The sequence below is a fragment of the Methylobacterium adhaesivum genome, from assembly GCF_022179065.1.
Taxonomy (GTDB): Bacteria; Pseudomonadota; Alphaproteobacteria; order Rhizobiales; family Beijerinckiaceae; genus Methylobacterium; species Methylobacterium adhaesivum.
This window is the reverse complement of sequence record NZ_BPQD01000033.1, coordinates 29,447-45,440: the sequence shown is the minus strand read 5'-3', so window position 1 is coordinate 45,440 and position 15,994 is coordinate 29,447. Positions and strand designations below refer to the sequence as shown.

The 15,994-nt window shown below is 69.2% G+C and carries 15 protein-coding genes; 2 read left to right on the top strand and 13 right to left on the bottom strand.

Going from position 1 to position 15,994, the window contains the following annotated elements; genetic code table 11:
- Nucleotides 1-259 precede the first annotated feature (259 nt).
- Complete coding sequence (locus MFF01_RS18770; RefSeq protein WP_238227696.1) at nt 260-1,366, top strand: hypothetical protein; 1,107 nt, start codon at nt 260-262, stop codon at nt 1,364-1,366.
- Here MFF01_RS18770 and MFF01_RS18765 read toward each other — a convergent pair.
- From MFF01_RS18765 to eno, 5 genes are all read right to left on the bottom strand, one after another.
- Complete coding sequence (locus tag MFF01_RS18765) at nt 1,324-3,012, bottom strand: HAD-IIIC family phosphatase (protein WP_238227695.1); 1,689 nt, start codon at nt 3,010-3,012, stop codon at nt 1,324-1,326. The genes MFF01_RS18770 and MFF01_RS18765 overlap by 43 nt on opposite strands.
- 185 nt (nt 3,013-3,197) lie before the next feature.
- Nucleotides 3,198-3,449 (bottom strand): acyl carrier protein, encoded by a 252-nt coding sequence (locus MFF01_RS18760; RefSeq protein ID WP_238227694.1) that lies wholly within the window; start codon nt 3,447-3,449, stop codon nt 3,198-3,200.
- A gap of 195 nt (nt 3,450-3,644) precedes the next feature.
- Nucleotides 3,645-4,301 carry a DUF1345 domain-containing protein gene (locus tag MFF01_RS18755; RefSeq protein ID WP_238227693.1) on the bottom strand — a complete coding sequence of 219 codons (657 nt, stop codon included), beginning with the start codon at nt 4,299-4,301 and terminating at the stop codon, nt 3,645-3,647.
- 5 nt (nt 4,302-4,306) lie between these two features.
- A complete protein-coding gene (locus tag MFF01_RS18750) occupies nt 4,307-4,717 on the bottom strand; it encodes a thiol-disulfide oxidoreductase DCC family protein (protein ID WP_238227691.1) in 411 nt (136 codons plus the stop codon).
- A gap of 78 nt (nt 4,718-4,795) precedes the next feature.
- A complete protein-coding gene (eno, locus tag MFF01_RS18745) occupies nt 4,796-6,085 on the bottom strand; it encodes a phosphopyruvate hydratase (protein WP_238227690.1) in 1,290 nt (429 codons plus the stop codon).
- A gap of 277 nt (nt 6,086-6,362) precedes the next feature.
- Here eno and queF point away from each other — a divergent pair, with 277 nt between their 5' ends.
- Nucleotides 6,363-6,827: a preQ(1) synthase gene (gene queF / locus MFF01_RS18740; RefSeq protein WP_238227689.1), complete on the top strand. Its 465-nt coding sequence runs from the start codon at nt 6,363-6,365 to the stop codon at nt 6,825-6,827.
- An 89-nt stretch (nt 6,828-6,916) separates the two neighbouring features.
- Here queF and MFF01_RS18735 read toward each other — a convergent pair whose 3' ends face one another.
- The 8 genes from MFF01_RS18735 to MFF01_RS18700 form a co-directional block, all read right to left on the bottom strand.
- Complete coding sequence (locus tag MFF01_RS18735) at nt 6,917-7,237, bottom strand: hypothetical protein (RefSeq protein ID WP_238227688.1); 321 nt, start codon at nt 7,235-7,237, stop codon at nt 6,917-6,919.
- A 108-nt stretch (nt 7,238-7,345) separates the two neighbouring features.
- Nucleotides 7,346-8,200 (bottom strand): 3-deoxy-8-phosphooctulonate synthase, encoded by an 855-nt coding sequence (kdsA, locus tag MFF01_RS18730; protein WP_238227687.1) that lies wholly within the window; start codon nt 8,198-8,200, stop codon nt 7,346-7,348.
- A 9-nt stretch (nt 8,201-8,209) separates the two neighbouring features.
- Entirely contained in the window at nt 8,210-8,746 is a 537-nt protein-coding gene (locus MFF01_RS18725; RefSeq protein ID WP_238227686.1) for a hypothetical protein, read from the bottom strand.
- Between the two features lie 48 nt (nt 8,747-8,794).
- Nucleotides 8,795-9,232 (bottom strand): hypothetical protein, encoded by a 438-nt coding sequence (locus MFF01_RS18720; RefSeq protein WP_238227684.1) that lies wholly within the window; start codon nt 9,230-9,232, stop codon nt 8,795-8,797.
- A gap of 62 nt (nt 9,233-9,294) precedes the next feature.
- Nucleotides 9,295-10,590 (bottom strand): aspartate aminotransferase type Ic, encoded by a 1,296-nt coding sequence (locus MFF01_RS18715; RefSeq protein ID WP_238227682.1) that lies wholly within the window; start codon nt 10,588-10,590, stop codon nt 9,295-9,297.
- A 236-nt stretch (nt 10,591-10,826) separates the two neighbouring features.
- A complete protein-coding gene (locus tag MFF01_RS18710) occupies nt 10,827-12,356 on the bottom strand; it encodes a Do family serine endopeptidase (RefSeq protein WP_238227680.1) in 1,530 nt (509 codons plus the stop codon).
- An 89-nt stretch (nt 12,357-12,445) separates the two neighbouring features.
- The gene (locus MFF01_RS18705; RefSeq protein WP_238227678.1) at nt 12,446-13,171 is read right to left on the bottom strand and encodes a DUF2459 domain-containing protein; all 726 of its coding nucleotides are present in this window, start codon (nt 13,169-13,171) and stop codon (nt 12,446-12,448) included.
- Complete coding sequence (locus MFF01_RS18700) at nt 13,168-15,909, bottom strand: valine--tRNA ligase (RefSeq protein WP_238227677.1); 2,742 nt, start codon at nt 15,907-15,909, stop codon at nt 13,168-13,170. Before MFF01_RS18700 ends, MFF01_RS18705 begins: the two co-directional genes overlap by 4 nt.
- Between the last annotated feature and the right edge of the window lie 85 nt (nt 15,910-15,994).

Here is a 15,994-nt window from a genome sequence, read left to right as displayed (position 1 = left end):
TCCCGTAAGACCCGCTGGCCGCCGCCGATGAGTGGGGTATACGGACCCCAACACGGCCCGTCAACGGCCAAATGACGGAAACACGAAATTTCCGCGACGAGGCTGTCGCAGGCCCCCACGGAGCTTCCCACGTGACGCTGGCGGTGGTCTTCCTCCGAGCTGAGGTCTTCAGTGGCGCTTGAGATCGCCTGAGTCGGCAAGCTATGCGTGGTGGAATGATGCACCGAGACATCGCGTGCCCGCTGCCCTCGAGACGTCCATGAGGTTTCGTCTGCCCTGGTGGCGGTTGCCCCCTCCCCCGGATCTCTCGCTCGCCGAGCTCGCCACATCCTTCGAGAGCCTCGGCGACAATTGCGAGTTCGGGCTGGTTCAGCGCTATTGCGGCGCCGAGCCCCTTGGACTGTTTCGTTTCTCATCCGTCACGTCCGAGGCGCTGATCGATGCCCTCGACACGGCCTTCCGGCATTACGGAAGCACGGACGACACCGAGATTCTGGAGGCGAGCACCGGGCGCCTCTACGTGCGCAGCCGTCGCTATGGGTTTGCCTACAACACGTCCGACTTCGCGCAGACGACGGCGCCGGCCTCGATCCATCGCCGCGAGGTCGGCAAGATCGCCTACCTCAAGCGACGGTTGCTCGAAGATCTCGCGGAGGGCGCCAAGGTCTTCGTCCGCAAGGGTGATTCCGTACCGCAGGCCGAAGCGCTCGCCCGGGCGATCCGTCGCCACGGGCCGGCGACGCTGCTGCGGGTCTGCGCGTCCGACGCCGAGGACGGTGCGGCTCCCGCACTCTGGCGGAACGGAATGCTTGAGGGCCGTGTCCGGCGCTTTGCCCCCTACGAGACGGCTTATGCCATCGACCTCGAATCCTGGGTCGATCTCTTGAGGGAGGCGGATCGCCTCGTTCGTCGGCAGGGCGTCCCGGCCCCCAGACGTCCTCTGCCGAATCTTCTGGCCCGGCGTTCGGGGCGGGCGGTGGCACACAGGGTCGGCGCGCCCGAGAACGGGGTCTGCGTCTTCGGGGCGCGTCAGCGCACGGATCGGCTCGATGCGAACGCCGTCCACGTGTTCTCGGCCTGGGTGTGGATCCCGTCCGAGTTTCGCGGCACCCGCGTCGGCGCGGCCATCGGGCACTTTCGCCTTGGCTGGCGCGATGCCGATCTCGGGCGTCGGGAATGCTGGCAGCGGGTCTGGGTCGCAGCCCGGCTTCCCGCCTCCTACCGCGATCTCATGATGGGGCTTGTGGTCGAAGCCCCAGAGGGAGATCAGTTCTGGTCGGCCGGTCGGCGCCTGGAGGCCGCCGCGCTCCCCGGCCCCGCGCCTCAACCCTGGGCGATGACGATGGGACTCGGCCCCGGCCTGTAAGCGTCGAGCGAGAGACGAAAGGTTTCGCTTCCGTCCGCCTCCGTCGCGACGGGCGTGAACCCGAGCCCCGCGTAATGGCCCCGCACCATTGCGTTCTTCGGGGTCGGCCGGTAGCGGCCGACGAGGTGGTCGGCCCCTGCCCCGGCCGCCGCCTCGGCAAGGACCGCGAGAATGGCCGTCTCGACACCCCGGCCTAGCACCCGGCAACTCATGAGCCAGGTCTCGATGGCATAGGTACCGGGCTCGGTTTCTCGCGCCACCACCACCCCGATCATGCCGTTGTCGCCGAGCCGATCGACGAGGCGGAACTGCAGGGCGATGGCGTGCGGGTCGGTAAGAAGGGCTCGGACCTCGTCCTCGGTGGTGCGCCGTGTGGTGAGGTTGAACTGATTGGTCTTGTTGATCAATTGCACGATGCGTGGCAGTCCGACGGTGTCGAACCGGCGCCAGATCAGGCGCATCTCGAGGCCGGCGAGGTAGGCGCGAAGATCGCCCGTTTCCGATACGGCCGCCGCCCGCGCCGCATTGGCGGCGTAGTGGGCGCCGCGCGCCCGGTCCTCTTGCGTGAGGTTCAGGGCCTCGAAGTAGCCGGCCTCGGCGATGCGGGCCGCATAGAGGGCCGGATCCTCCGGCAGTTCCGGCACCGCCACCATGGGGAGTTCGGCCTGGACCCACGCGCGCTCGAACGGATTGTCGTCGACGAAGACGAGGGTGTCGAGGCCGATGTTCAGGGTCTCGGCGACCCGGCGCAGGTTCGTCGCCTTGTCGTCCCAGTTCGCGAGGAACACCGCGATGTCGCCCCGGCGCAGGAGCATCTCGGGGTGGTTGTCGAACACGTCGAGGGCGTTGGCCATGTCGTTCTTGGAGACGACGGCGAGGACGATGCCGCGCGCGGCCAGATCCCGGGCATAGGCCTGGAGGACGAGATAGGCCTCGCCCTCGGCGCTGCCCTGGCCCAGCACGATCCCGGCGGTGCCGTCATCCCCCACCACCCCACCCCACAGGGTGTTGTCGAGGTCGAGCACGAGACACTTCTTCGACAAGCCCTGCCCGGCCGCGAGGAGGCGGGCGACGAGGTCGCCGTAGAGGGGCGCGGCGGAGGGGGCCACCGCCTGCTTGGCCCGCAGCCACCAGACGGGATCGTGCCAGGCCGACAAACCGTGGGCGGTCACCGCCTCGTCGAGGGCCAGGATGTCGACCCCGTCCTCCTCGGCCGCCGCGCGGATCGCCCCGTTGAGGAGCGGCACGGCATGGTGGCGCGAACCCGGCAATCTGTGTTCGTTGCAGCCCAGCAGGGGGAGCGCCACCGGCAACAGAGTCTGCTGGATCACCGGGCACCGGAAGCCGTCCCGGGCGCTTCGCCATCCCGCGCGCAGGCGGGCAAGAGCTTGGGCGCGGGCCTCGGCCGCCTCCTCCGGGCCGGCGCCGGGGCTAAGCCCGGCGGTGACGTGCGGGGTGTCGTGGGCGAACAGCACCGCATCGGGCCGGAACGCGTGCAGCCCGGAAGCGGGGTCGGCCAGATCCTGCGCGTAGGCGCCGAACGGCGCCTCGTAGGTCTCGATCCAGAGGCCGCGCCGCAGGCCGCCGACGCGAATGGCCGGCAGGAGATGCGAGACCGTGGAGGAAGACAGGATGGCCAGACTCACCGGTCGCGTCGCGAGGTCCGGCGGCGGTCCTTCGGGACAGGCCTTCCGCAGCATGCGGTCGAGGGCGTTGGTGCGAGCGGGGTCGAGACGGGTGTTGGCGAGGGCCTTGAGCCCGTCCCAGGACAGGTCACCGACCGCCGCGTCCGCCCAGGTCTTCGGTTCGGGCAGCCAAGCGAGGGGAAGTCTCAGGACCGATCCGCCGTCTTGCGCGCGATGATGGCGATGAAATCAGCCACCCGGGCCATGCCGTCCACCTCGCGGGTGGTGAAGCGGATGCCGAACTCGGATTCCGCCGCGACGATGAGCTCGATCATCCGCCCCGAATCCCAGCCCTCGACGTCGTTCGCCGTGGTGTCGGGATGGATGACCAGAGCGGGGTCGCCGAACACGTCGCGAAAGAGAGCGGTCAGCCGTGCCTGGACCGCGTCGGTGTGCATGTGTTCCCTCCCACCCGAGCCCCTTCCTTAAGCCCGGACCGTCCATATCAAGCCGCCTCCCGGCCTGCCACCCCGCAGCGCACCGCCCGAGCGGCGGGGGGGCGACACGAGACGCAGTGTCTCTTACAAAACGCCCGCTGCGCCGCAGCACCTAGAGTGAGAACCGGCGATGATCGGGAGCTTTGTGAGGCACTCTCAATGCTGGGCGACGCCCGCCGCCATGTTGATGGCGAGCGCGAGGACGCTGGTGTTGAACAGGTAGGCGTAGAGGGTCTGCACCGTCACGACGCGGCGCATGCGCTTGCTGGTGATGGCCGTGTCGGAGGTCTGGGAGGTCGCCCCGAGGGTCACGGAGAAGTACAGGAAATCCCAGAAATCCGGATTGGTGTCGCCGTTGAAGTCAAGGCCGCCGCGTGGACCGCCCTCCTCCGTCGAGCCGTAATAGAGGTGGGCGTAATGCACCGTGAAGACCACCTGAACGAACGTCCACGCGCACAGCATCGTGGCGGCGGCAAGCCCCAGATGGGCGAGGCGGGGGCCTTCGTTCTCGTGCTGGCCGAGCACCAGCATCGCCACGGCGCCGAAGCTCGCCGCCGCCGCCAGGATCGCGAAGACGGAGACGGCGAAGGCGCTGTCGTCGAGGCGCGAGGCCTCCCGGCGCAGGGTCGATTCGTCCTGCCGCGTCGCCTGCCACGTGATGAGGCCGGTATAGACCACGACGCCGAGGCACCAGCCGACGAGGAGCCGGACGGTGACTCCCTGGACCGGGACCACGGCGGCGATGATGCCGACGAGGAGGAGCGAGCCGAGGAGGCGGGGGCGCAGCCACAAGGGCCTCAAGGGATTGCGCATGCGGATCAGCGTGGCCCCGGGCCGCAGGCGTCGTCGCAGGCCCTCCGACCGCCGAGGCGGCGGGCGATCCAGGGCCGCAAGGGCAGGAACAGGCGATAGGCGCCCTCGGCGAGCCACGGCACGCCCGGGACATGCCGGATCCACGCGAGGCGGCGCCATCCGGGCAGGTGCGACCACAGGGTGAAGAAACCGGCGGCGCCCGAGGCGAGGCGTCCCGCCCGGTCGCGCACATGGAAACGCGCCCGGGCATCGGCGCGCGAGAGGCCGCCGAGATCGGCCGGGCCATCCTGGCTCACATCCACCCAGGCGAGGGCATCGGCGCCCCGGTTCCGGCGATAGGTGCGGATCTCGGCCGCACAGAGGGGGCAGGCGCCATCGTAGTAGACGGTCAGTGGGGCGGTGGGCGTCGTATCCATCGCCGAGATATAGGGCGCCGCAAACGAAAAACGGCCGCGACACCCGTCGCGGCCGTCCGATCCTCAGGGGAGCGAGGCTCAGTAAGCCGAGCGGATCTTCAGCGCCTCACGGCCGGCGTAGCGGGCCTGCGAGCCCAGGCCCTCCTCGATGCGGATGAGCTGGTTGTACTTGGCCAATCTGTCGGAGCGGGCCAGCGATCCGGTCTTGATCTGCCCGCAATTCGTCGCGACGGCCAGATCCGCGATGGTGGAATCCTCGGTCTCGCCGGAGCGGTGGGACATCACCGCCGTGTAGCCGGCGCGCTGGGCCATATCGACGGCGGCGAGCGTCTCGGTGAGAGAGCCGATCTGGTTCACCTTCACGAGGATCGAATTCGCCGTGCCCTCGCTGATGCCGCGCGACAGGCGCGTGACGTTGGTGACGAACAGGTCGTCGCCAACGAGCTGGCAGCGGTCGCCGACCCGGTCCGTTAGGAGCTTCCAGCCGGCCCAGTCATCCTCCGACATGCCGTCCTCAATGGAAAGGATCGGGTAGCTGTCGACGAGCTTGGCGAGATAGCTCACCTGGGCCTCGATGTCCCGGGTCTGGCCCTCACCCTCGTAATGGTAGGCGCCGTCCTTGAAGAACTCCGTGGCGGCGCAGTCGAGGGCCAGGACCATATCGGTGCCGGGCTTGAAGCCGGCAGCCTGGATCGACTGCATGACGAAGTCGAGGGCGGCCTCGGCCGAGGGGAGATTCGGGGCGAAACCGCCCTCGTCGCCGACATTGGTGTTATGGCCGGCCTTCTTGAGGGCCCCCTTCAGGGTGTGGAACACCTCGGCGCCCATGCGCACGGCCTCGGCGAGGGACGACGCCCCCACCGGCATGATCATGAATTCCTGGAAATCGATGGGGTTGTCGGCATGCGCGCCGCCATTGATGATGTTCATCATCGGCACGGGCAGGACCCGGCCCTGCGTGCCGCCGATGTAGCGGTAGAGCGGCAGGCCGGCGGTCTCGGCGGCGGCCTTGGCCACGGCCAGGGAGACGCCCAGGATCGCATTGGCGCCCAGCCGCGCCTTGTTCGGGGTGCCGTCGAGCTCGATCATCGCCTCGTCGATGGCGATCTGATCTTCCGCATCCATGCCCCCGATGGCGTCGAGGATGTCGGACTGCACGGCGTTGACCGCCTTGCGCACGCCCTTGCCGCCGAACCGGCCCTTGTCGCCGTCGCGCAGCTCCACCGCCTCGTGAGCACCGGTGGAGGCGCCCGAGGGAACGGCGGCGCGGCCGAAGGAGCCGTCCTCGAGCAGCACATCGACCTCGATGGTCGGGTTGCCCCGGCTGTCGAGGATCTCGCGGGCGGCGATGTTGGTGATCGCGGTCATGCAGGAGCCTTCTTCGGACATGCGACCGGTGGCGGACCCGTCTGCGGGCCGGCCCCTCGTGCCCGGACGATCGGGGCAAGCGAGGAGATCGCGATTCTGCCCAGGCTTATCCGTCAACGCCGCGCATCGGGCAAGCGTCCCTCGACCCGGATTGCCGGATCGGTCCCGAAGAATGTTGGGCAGGTTGTCAAGAAAATCTTGCGCTTCCGGTGTCGCGCCGCTCCCCAGCGACGAACGGGCGGATGCAGCCCGGAGGATCGCGCGCTATAGCGGGTGCATGACGCACAGCCCCCTGAACCCCGAAACGCTGCAACTCGGGCAGACCACGCCCCTGCCCGCTTCCCCCGAGGAAGCCCGCCTCGACCGGGTGCCGAACCCGCATCCTGGCACGGATTACCTCGCCCGCTTCACGGTGCCGGAATTCACCTCGCTCTGCCCGGTCACGGGCCAGCCGGATTTCGCGATTCTGGTCATCGACTACGTGCCGGACCAGTGGCTCGTGGAATCGAAATCGCTCAAGCTCTACCTCACGGCGTTCCGCAACCACGGCGCGTTCCACGAGGATTGCACCGTCGGCATCGGCTTGACGCTGACCGAGCTTCTCGCGCCGCGCTACCTGCGCATCGGCGGATACTGGTACCCACGCGGCGGCATTCCGATCGACGTGTTCTGGCAGACGGGCGAACCGTTAAAGTCGGTCTGGCTGCCCGAGCAGGGCGTGCCGCCCTATCGGGCGCGTTGAGCGAAAGCTCCAGTTTTGACGCCGGGCATGGAAAAAGGGGCGTCCCGCGAGGGACGCCCCTTTCTCTATTTCTCGATCTGAATGGTCTATCAGTAGCCATACCCATAGGCCGGGGCACCGTAGCCGTAGGCCGGACGGTCATAGCCACCGCGGTAGTAGGAGTCTCGCGCGGCGCCCGCCGCGATGGCGCCGGCCGCGAGACCCGCGATCCCGAGGCCGACCGCTGCGCCGGTTCCAATGCCGCGACGGCCGCCGCCGCGATAGGCATAACCGCGATGACCGTAACCACCATGGGCATAGCCGCCACGACCGTATCCGTGACCGTGGCCGGGACGGGCTTCGGCGGCAGTCGCCGCCGCCAAGCCGCCAAGGGAAAGCGTCACGGCCGTGATCATTGCAAGCTTACGCATGTGGCTCCTCGAAAAGTTGCATCTCTTGAAGAGAACAACACGAAAGGATGCCGAAGGTTCCTGCCGCCGCCCCGGGGCTAAATCTTCCGATCGGCCGGCTGGTGACGATCACGCTGCCTTTGCGAGCCGATCGAAGGCTTGCAGCGTCGCGAGGAGAGCGGGCATATCCTTCAGGGCCACCATGTTGGGGCCGTCCGAGGGGGCGTGATCGGGGTCGGGATGGGTCTCGATGAAGAGGCCCGCCACCCCCACGGCCACGGCCGCACGGGCGAGCACGGCCACGAACTCGCGCTGTCCGCCCGAGGTGGCGCCCTGCCCGCCCGGCTGCTGCACCGAATGGGTGGCATCGAACACCACCGGAGCGCCATGGGTCACCCGCGCCATGATCGGCAGGCTACGCATGTCGGAGACGAGGGTGTTGTAGCCGAACGAGGCGCCGCGTTCGGTCACGAGTACGTTGGGGTTGCCGGCGCCCGTGACCTTGGCGGCGACGTGGGCCATGTCCCAGGGGGCGAGGAACTGGCCCTTCTTCACGTTGACCACACGGCCCGTGGCGGCGGCGGCGAGCAGCAGGTCGGTCTGCCGGCACAGGAAGGCCGGGATCTGCAACACGTCGATCACCTCCGCCGCGACGGCGCATTGCCCGGCCTCGTGCACGTCCGTGAGGACGGGGAGGCCGAACCGCTCCTTGATCTCGGCGAAGATCGGCAGGGCACTCTCGAGGCCGAGGCCGCGCGCCGTGGCGCCCGAGGTGCGGTTGGCCTTATCGAACGACGCCTTGAACACGAGGCCGATGCCGAGGCGGTCGGTCATAGCCTTGAGCGCGTCCGCGATCTCGACGGCGTGGTCGCGGCTCTCGAGCTGGCATGGACCCGCGATGAGCGCGAAGGGCAGATGGTTGGCGAAGGCCACGGCCCCCGCCTGAACGACGGGACCTGCGGAAGTGGGGGCGATCTCTGACATGGAGGCGGTCTAGCCCGCCAATCGGTTCGCGAAAAGGCCGGCGCGGCGGCGCAGGGGCCTGGATGTCGGCTTGGCGGAAGCAGACCTGGCGGCGGTCACGATGCACACCGTGAGGGATCCGGCGAGGCTGTCGTCGCGTGGTCCGGTCTCGCAGCGCAGGATCGCTTGTTTGAAGCGCTCTTGGCGGGGCGTCCCCGTCAGGAGGGAATCCTGGTGCAGAGCCAGGGCGAGGGTCTCTACGGCCTTGGCCTTCGCGCCCGTGAGCGCTTGCGCCGCCTGTCCGACGAGGTTGAAGAAGCGTCGTTCCGGCTCGCGGGACAGGGACCCGAACACCATCCGGCGGGGCGCCCGGCAGGCGAGGCTCATCCGCTCGGCATCGGCTGCCCGGAACACCGCCCCCGGTCCGGCGCGGCCGGCGAGCGAGGCACCCGTGGCGCGGATGATCCGGGCCGTGAGGGCATCGCAGGCATCGGCCGCGTGGGCCGGCCCAAGGGGGATGAGGATCGGCAGGGCGAGGGCGCAAACGATGGGAAGGCGAACGGTCATGGCGGAACTCTTATAAGGTGTCCGCCGGACTGCAACGCGCGATGGCCGTTATCGTGCGGCGCCGGGCGCCTCCGCCCGGCAGGTCGCATCACCGTGCGGGCGCAGGACGCGCGCCAGATGAACGGGGTGCGGGCCGGACTCGTCCTCCAGCACGCCCGCGAGGGCATCGACCGCGAGGGTGCCGGTGAAGCGGATCGGGTGACCGTCGGCCTCCGCCGCGAAGGCGACGCCCTTCGTAGCCGTATCGACGGTGACGGCCTCGACCCGGACCGGCGCCGAAAGGGTGGCGGCCTCGTACACGAGGGAGTCGCCGAGGGGCGAGCGCCGCAGGGTGACGCGCCGCTCCGTCGCGTCCTCCGCCATCGCGCACGGGCTAGCGTAGATGTAGGTGCCCGAGGCCCAGGACGTCCGGGCCCCGGCGGGGTCCGGAAGAAGCGCCGACAAGGCGTCGAAACCGAAGGTTCCCAGTGTGATTCGACCCGACATGATCGCCCTCCGATGACCAGCGCACCCTGGGGCACGCCGGTTTCCGGTTTGCGTCGGACGGATTACGCGGCGTTGCGTTCGCGCGTCCGGCGCTCGGCTTCGACGGATGCAAGAAGGATGCACACGGCGATGCCCTCGGCGGCGGCGGTGACGTCCTTCAGGCTCGGATAGGACGGGGCGAGGCGCAGAACGCTGTCGCGCGGGTCGCGACCGTAGGGCGAGGTCGCCCCGGCCGGCGTGAGGGCGAGGCCGGCTTCCTTGGCCAAGCGCACCACCTCCGTCGCCGTGCCGTCGCGGGCTTCCACGGTGATGAAGTAGCCGCCCTCCGGCTTCGTCCACCGGGCGGCGCCCGTGCCGGCAAGATGGCGCGACAGGGCCTCCTCTACGGCGGCGAATTTCGGGGCCAACAGGGCGCGGTGCGCGTCCATGTGGGCATCGAGGCCCGCGCCGTCGCGCAGGAAGCGGACGTGACGGAGCTGGTTGAGCTTGTCCGGCCCGATGGTGCGCTTCGAGGCACGGGCGAGGTACCAGCGCACGTTGTCGGGCGAGCCCGCGAAGAAGGCGAGGCCGGCGCCCGCCAGGGTGATCTTCGAGGTGGAGGCGAAGACGAAGGCCCGGTCCGGATTGCCGGCCTCGGCGCAGAGCGTCAGGATGTTGGCAACAGTGACACGCTCCGGCGTGAGGTGGTGCACAGCGTAGGCGTTGTCCCAGAACAGGCGGAAATCCGGGGCGGCCGCCTTCATGGCGGCAAGGCGCCGGACGGTCTCGTCGGAATAGGTCTCGCCCGAGGGATTCGAGTATTTCGGCACGCACCACATGCCGCGCACGGCCGGATCGGCCACCGCCGCTTCGACCACGTCCATGTCGGGGCCTTGCCCGGTCATCGGCACGGGGATCATGCGGATGCCGTAGGCCTCGCACAGGGCGAAGTGGCGGTCGTAGCCCGGCACCGGGCATAGGAAGGCGATGTCGCTCTCCTTCGACCACGGTTTGGCGGAGCCCGGCACGCCCGTGAGCAGGGCCCAGGCGATGCTGTCGTGCATCATCGCGAGGCTCGAATTGTCGCCGACCACGATCTGGTCGGCCGGCGCGTCGAGGAGGTGGGTGAACAGGGCCCGGACCTCGGCGATGCCCTGCTGGCCGCCGTAGTTGCGCGCGTCCTCGCCCGCCTGCGTGACGTAGTCGCCGTTGCCGGCGAGACCCAGCATGCCCGCGGCGAGGTCGAGCTGCTCGGGCGAGGGTTTGCCCCGGGTCATGTCGAGCTTGAGCCCCCGGGCCTTGAAGGCCTCGTAGGCGACGCGGGCGCGGGCGTGCAGGTCCGCGAGATCGGTGGAGCTCCGATCGGCGATGGTGGTCATGATGGGGTTCCGGATGGCTGGGCTGCGGCAATCAAACGGGGTGCACAATGACCGCTCGCATCGCCCGCGTCACCCTGCCTTCGCCGCGTTTCAGGACGCCCTTCCCTGCATGGCGGGCATTGTCGTGCCCCGAACAAAGGAAAGCCGGCCACAGGGGCCGGCTTCAAGGTGAGGAGGAGAGGAAAGACGCCGTCCAGGCAGGGCATGCCCGGACGGAAGAGCGATCAGGCTGAGGGTCAGCCGGCCTTGTTCAGGGCGACGGCCACGAAGCGTGTGACGCCCTTGGAGCTCTTCACGCGCATCAGCACCGCCTTGCGGCCGCTCGACTCGGCCGACCGGATGCGTTCGGCGACCTCCGAGGGCTTGGAGACGCTGGACCCGGCGACATCGAGGATGATGTCGCCCTGCTCGATGCCCTTGGCCGCGGCCGGGCCGTCGGGATCGACATCCATCACCGCCACGCCTTCCTCTCCGGCACCGACTTCGGCGGCCGGGGCGAGGCTGAGGCCGAGGCGCGGCTGGCCGTCCGAAGACAGGCCGCTCCGATCGCCACCCGAGGATTTCGGGTCGTTCGGAAGCGCGCCAAGGATCACCGTGGCGGTGTCGGTCTTGCCGCTCCGGAGATAGGCGAGGTCGACCTTGGCGCCCGGCTTGAGACCGGCGATCTTCCGGGACAGCTCCCTGGCGTCGTTGATGGCGCTGCCGTTCACCGTTTCGATCACGTCGCCGGACTTGAGGCCGGCCTTGGCCGCCGGGGTGCCGGGCTCGGCGTGATCGACCAGCGCCCCCTTGGCCTTGTCGAGGCCGAGGCCGTCGGCGATGTCCTTCGTCACGGGCTGGACCTGCACGCCGAGATAGCCACGGGCGACCTTGCCGTCCGCGCGGAGCTGATCGACCACGGCCTGAACGGTCTCGGCCGGAATGGCGAAGGCGAGGCCGACACTGCCGCCCGACGGCGAGGCGATGGCGGTGTTCACGCCCACCACTTCACCACCGACGTTGAAGGTCGGACCGCCGGAGTTGCCCTTGTTGATGGGCGCGTCGATCTGCAGGAAGTCGTCGTAGGGGCCGGCTCCGATGTCACGGCCACGGGCCGAGACGATACCGGCGGTGACGGTGCCGCCGAGGCCGAACGGGTTGCCGATGGCCACCACCCAGTCACCGACGCGGGGCGCCGACTTGCTGAGCGAGACGTACGGGAAGGTGCCGCCGTCGGTGATCTTCAGGAGCGCCAGATCGGTCTTCGGGTCCTTGCCGATGATCTTGGCGTCGAGGGTGCGGTTGTCGTCGAGGGTGACCTGAACGCTCTTGGCCTTGTCGACCACGTGGTTGTTGGTCACCACGTACCCGTCGGCCGAGATGATGAAGCCCGAGCCCATGGCGCCGCGCGGGCCCTGGCGCTTGGGTCCCTGGCCACCGAAGCCGGGACCGCCGGGGCCGCCCTGGCCGAAGCGCTTGAAGAACTCGCGCAGCTGCGGCGGCACGTTCTGCTGGCCCTGGCCACCCGGACCGTCGTCGTCATCCGAGGTCGCGCTGTCGTCGAGCTTCACCTTCACGGCAACGACGCCGGGCTTCACCTTGTCAACGACGGTGGCGAAGGAGCCCGGCGGATGGTCGGGAGTCTCGATGGGGTTCTTCGAGAGGGACTGGGCGTAGGCGGAGGTCACGGGCTGCGAGAGAACCCCGGCGGCGCCCGTCGTCACGAGGGCGGCCACGGCGACGGAGGCGAGGGCGTTGCGGCGCAGGCGATTGGTCTGGACGGGCATCAAGGTCTCCGGATCGGGGGGCGTCGCCGAGCGGCGGGCCGTGATGCAGGGTTTAGGGCCCGCCGCGTGACCCCTCCGTGGCGGCGGGATTACGGTTTGGACAGGTTCGGCGCAGGCCCTTCGGGGATCAGTCCGGCCCGCCAGCGCAGGTCGAGTAGGAGGCCGGCCGGATGGGTGTCGAGGGGGAGCGTCACCGGCACGCCTGCCGCGTTGAGGAGCCGCGCCGCCCAGTGGTTGCAGACATTGGCGTAAGAGAAGCGTCCCTCGCCCTCGTAGAACAGACTTGGCCCGTAGAGGCCGGGGCCACCCGTGACGGGTTGCCCCTCGACCAGGCGAAAACTCGTCTCCAGGCGCGCGAGGAGGCGCGCCAGCCCGGCGCTCGAGATCCGCACAGTCACGAGGTCCGAATGCGGAAAGCTCTCCCGCACGGGCCGCTCCAGGCCGACCACCTGCACCACGCCGGCCCGCCCGCCGGGGGTGAACAGGGCTTCGAGGGCCAGACGCAGGTTGAATTCGGCGAGCGTCGGCGTCGTGCGATAAAAGCGGGCTTCGCCCCAGCCGAATTCGAGGTCGGGATAGGCCCGGAACCGCAGGGCGATGGCGCGCAGGGCCGGGCCGGCACCCTCCCCCGTGAGGACATCGCGCGGGATCACGAGGCCGGAATGCCAGCCGTGATTGACGAGGTGGATCGTGCGCGCGTCGACCCCGACGGGAGGATAGAGCGCCGGGTCACCGGGGCGCGCCGTGAGGGTCACGGCGAGCCCCAGGATCACGAACAGGCCGGCCAGTGCGAAGCCCAGCCGGCGGAGGATCACGCGGCCTCGTCGGTCAGGCGGGTCAGGGCTTCGGTGATCTTTTCGAGGCGGGCGGCCTGGGCCGCACGGCGTTCGTGCTGCTCGTCCACGATCTCGTCCGGGGCGCGGGCCATGAAGTCGGCATTGGCGAGCTTGGCGTCGATCTTCTCGATCTCGCCCGCCGCCTTGACGGCCTCCTTCTTCAGGCGCGAGACCTCGGCGCCGAGATCGACGATGCCCTCCAGCGGCAGGGCCGCCACGGAGCCGCGCACGAGGAGCTGCACGGCGTTCTTCGGCGCCGTCGCCTCGAAGCGGATCTCGGACAGGCGGGCGAGACGCAGGAGAGTGTCGGTCCAGCGTGTGGCGCGGGCCTTCAGGGCATCGTCGGCGCCGATCACCACGAGGGGGATCTGAGCGCCGGCCGGCACGCTGGTCTCCGAGCGGGCCGAGCGGATCTCCGAGACGAGGTCCACGAGCCAACCGACTTCTGCCTCGGATTCGGCATCGTTCAGGGCGCCGAGATCGGGCCAGGGCGCGAGGGCGAGGAGCCCGCGATCGGCCACGCCCTCCCCCTTGATCGCCCAGAGTTCCTCCGTGAGGAACGGCATGAACGGGTGCAGGAGCTTGGCGATCTGATCGATGAGGAAGGCGACCGTGCCTTGCGTCTCAGCCTTCGACGCCGCGTCGACGTCCTCGCCCTGGAGTACGGGCTTGGCGAGCTCGACGTACCAATCGCAGAAGATGTTCCAGACGAAGCGGTAGGCCGCCGCCGCCGCGTCGTTGAAGCGGTAAGCGTCGAGAGCCGCCGTGACCTCGGCGACGGCGCGCGCCGCCTCGCCGAGCGCCCAACGATTGAGGGGATCGCGCGCGGCGTCCGGACGGTAATCGGCCCGCAGGGTGCAGCCGTTAATCTCGGCGAAGCGCGAGGCGTTCCAGAGCTTCGTCGCGAAGTTGCGGTAGCCCTCGACGCGGTTCACCGCGAGTTTGATGTCGCGGCCCTGCGCGGCCATGGCCGCCAGGGTGAAGCGTAGGGCATCGGCGCCGTACTGGTCGATGAGGCCCAGCGGATCGACGACGTTGCCCTTCGACTTCGACATTTTGGCGCCGGCCGCATCCCGCACCAGGGTGTGGAGGTAGACCGTCGAGAACGGCACCCGGTCGGTGACGTGGAGACCGAGCATCATCATTCGGGCCACCCAGAAGAAGATGATGTCCTTGCCCGTCACCAGGGTGTCGGTGGGGTAGTAGCGCGCGAGCTCGGGCGTGGCGTCGGGCCAGCCGAGCGTCGAGAACGGCCACAAGGCGGAGGAGAACCAGGTGTCGAGGACGTCCTCATCCCGGCGGAGGGGAACGGGCCGACCGTGCTTCGCGTCCGCTTGGACCTGAGCCTCGGCCTCGCTCGGCGCCACGAAGAATCCGCCTTCGTCGTCGTACCAGACCGGGATCTGGTGGCCCCACCAGAGCTGGCGCGAGATGCACCAGGGCTCGATGTTCTCCAGCCACTGGAAAAAGGTCTTCTCGTAATTGTCGGGCACGAATTTCGTCTGGCCGTCGCGCACGGCCTGGAGGGCGCGCTCGGCGAGCGGCTTCACGTTCACGTACCATTGGTCGGTGAGATAGGGTTCGATCACCACGTTCGAGCGGTCGCCGTGCGGCACCGCGTGGGTGTTGGCCTCGACGAGCCGCAGACGCTCGCGCGCCTCCATGAGGGCGACGACCTGCTTCCGCGCGGCGAATCGGTCGAAGCCGTGCAGCGCCATCGCCTCCGCCTCCGGAGTCGCATCGGCCAGGAACGCGGCGTTGCCCGCGATGCTGATCCGGGCCTCGGCGTCGAGGATGTTGATGGGCATGCAACCGGCGCGGCGCCCGACCTCGAAATCGTTGAAGTCGTGGGCCGGGGTGATCTTGACGGCACCCGTTCCCTTTTCCGGATCGGAATAGGTGTCGGCCACGATGGGGATGAGGCGGCCGACCAGCGGCAGGCGCACGTGGCGGCCGACGAGGTGGGTGTAGCGCGCGTCCTCCGGGTGGACCGCCACGGCCGTGTCACCCAACATGGTTTCGGGGCGGGTGGTCGCGACCGTGATGACCTCGCCAGTCTCGGCACCGCTGGCGTCGACGACAGGATAGTCGAAGTGCCAGAGGTGGCCCTTCACCTCGACTTGCAGCACTTCGAGATCGGAGATCGCCGTCTGGAACTTCGGGTCCCAGTTCACGAGGCGCTTGTCGCGGTAGATCAGCCCCTGGGCGTGGAGATCCACGAAGGTCTTCGTGACGGCGCGGACCATCTGGTCGTCGGGCGATCCGTCGAGGCCCATGGTGAACCGCTCGCGCGACCAATCGCAGGAGGCCCCCAGGCGTTTAAGCTGATTGACGATGGCCCCGCCCGATTCGGCCTTCCAGGCCCAGACCTTCTCGACGAAGGCGGCGCGGCCGATCTCGCGGCGGCCCGGCTCCTTGGCTTCGGCGAGGCGGCGTTCCACCACCATCTGGGTGGCGATGCCGGCGTGATCCGTACCGGGCTGCCACAGGACGTCGCGGCCGCGCATACGCTCGAACCGGGCCAGGATGTCCTGAAGGGTATTGTTGAGGGCGTGGCCCATGTGAAGGCTGCCGGTGACGTTCGGCGGCGGAATCACGATGGTGAAGGGCCGGGCATCCGCCCGGTCGGGCCGTCCGGCCTTGAACGCGTCGCCCGCCTCCCAGGCGGATGCGATGCGCGCCTCGACGGCGGCGGGGTCGAAGGTCTTGTCCATCATGGGCGGGGTCGGCCAGTTCGAGCGAGACGGGGGGCGTGGTTCTCGCGATCCCGGTCCGGTCGGCTCTCGCGGGAGAATCGACGGG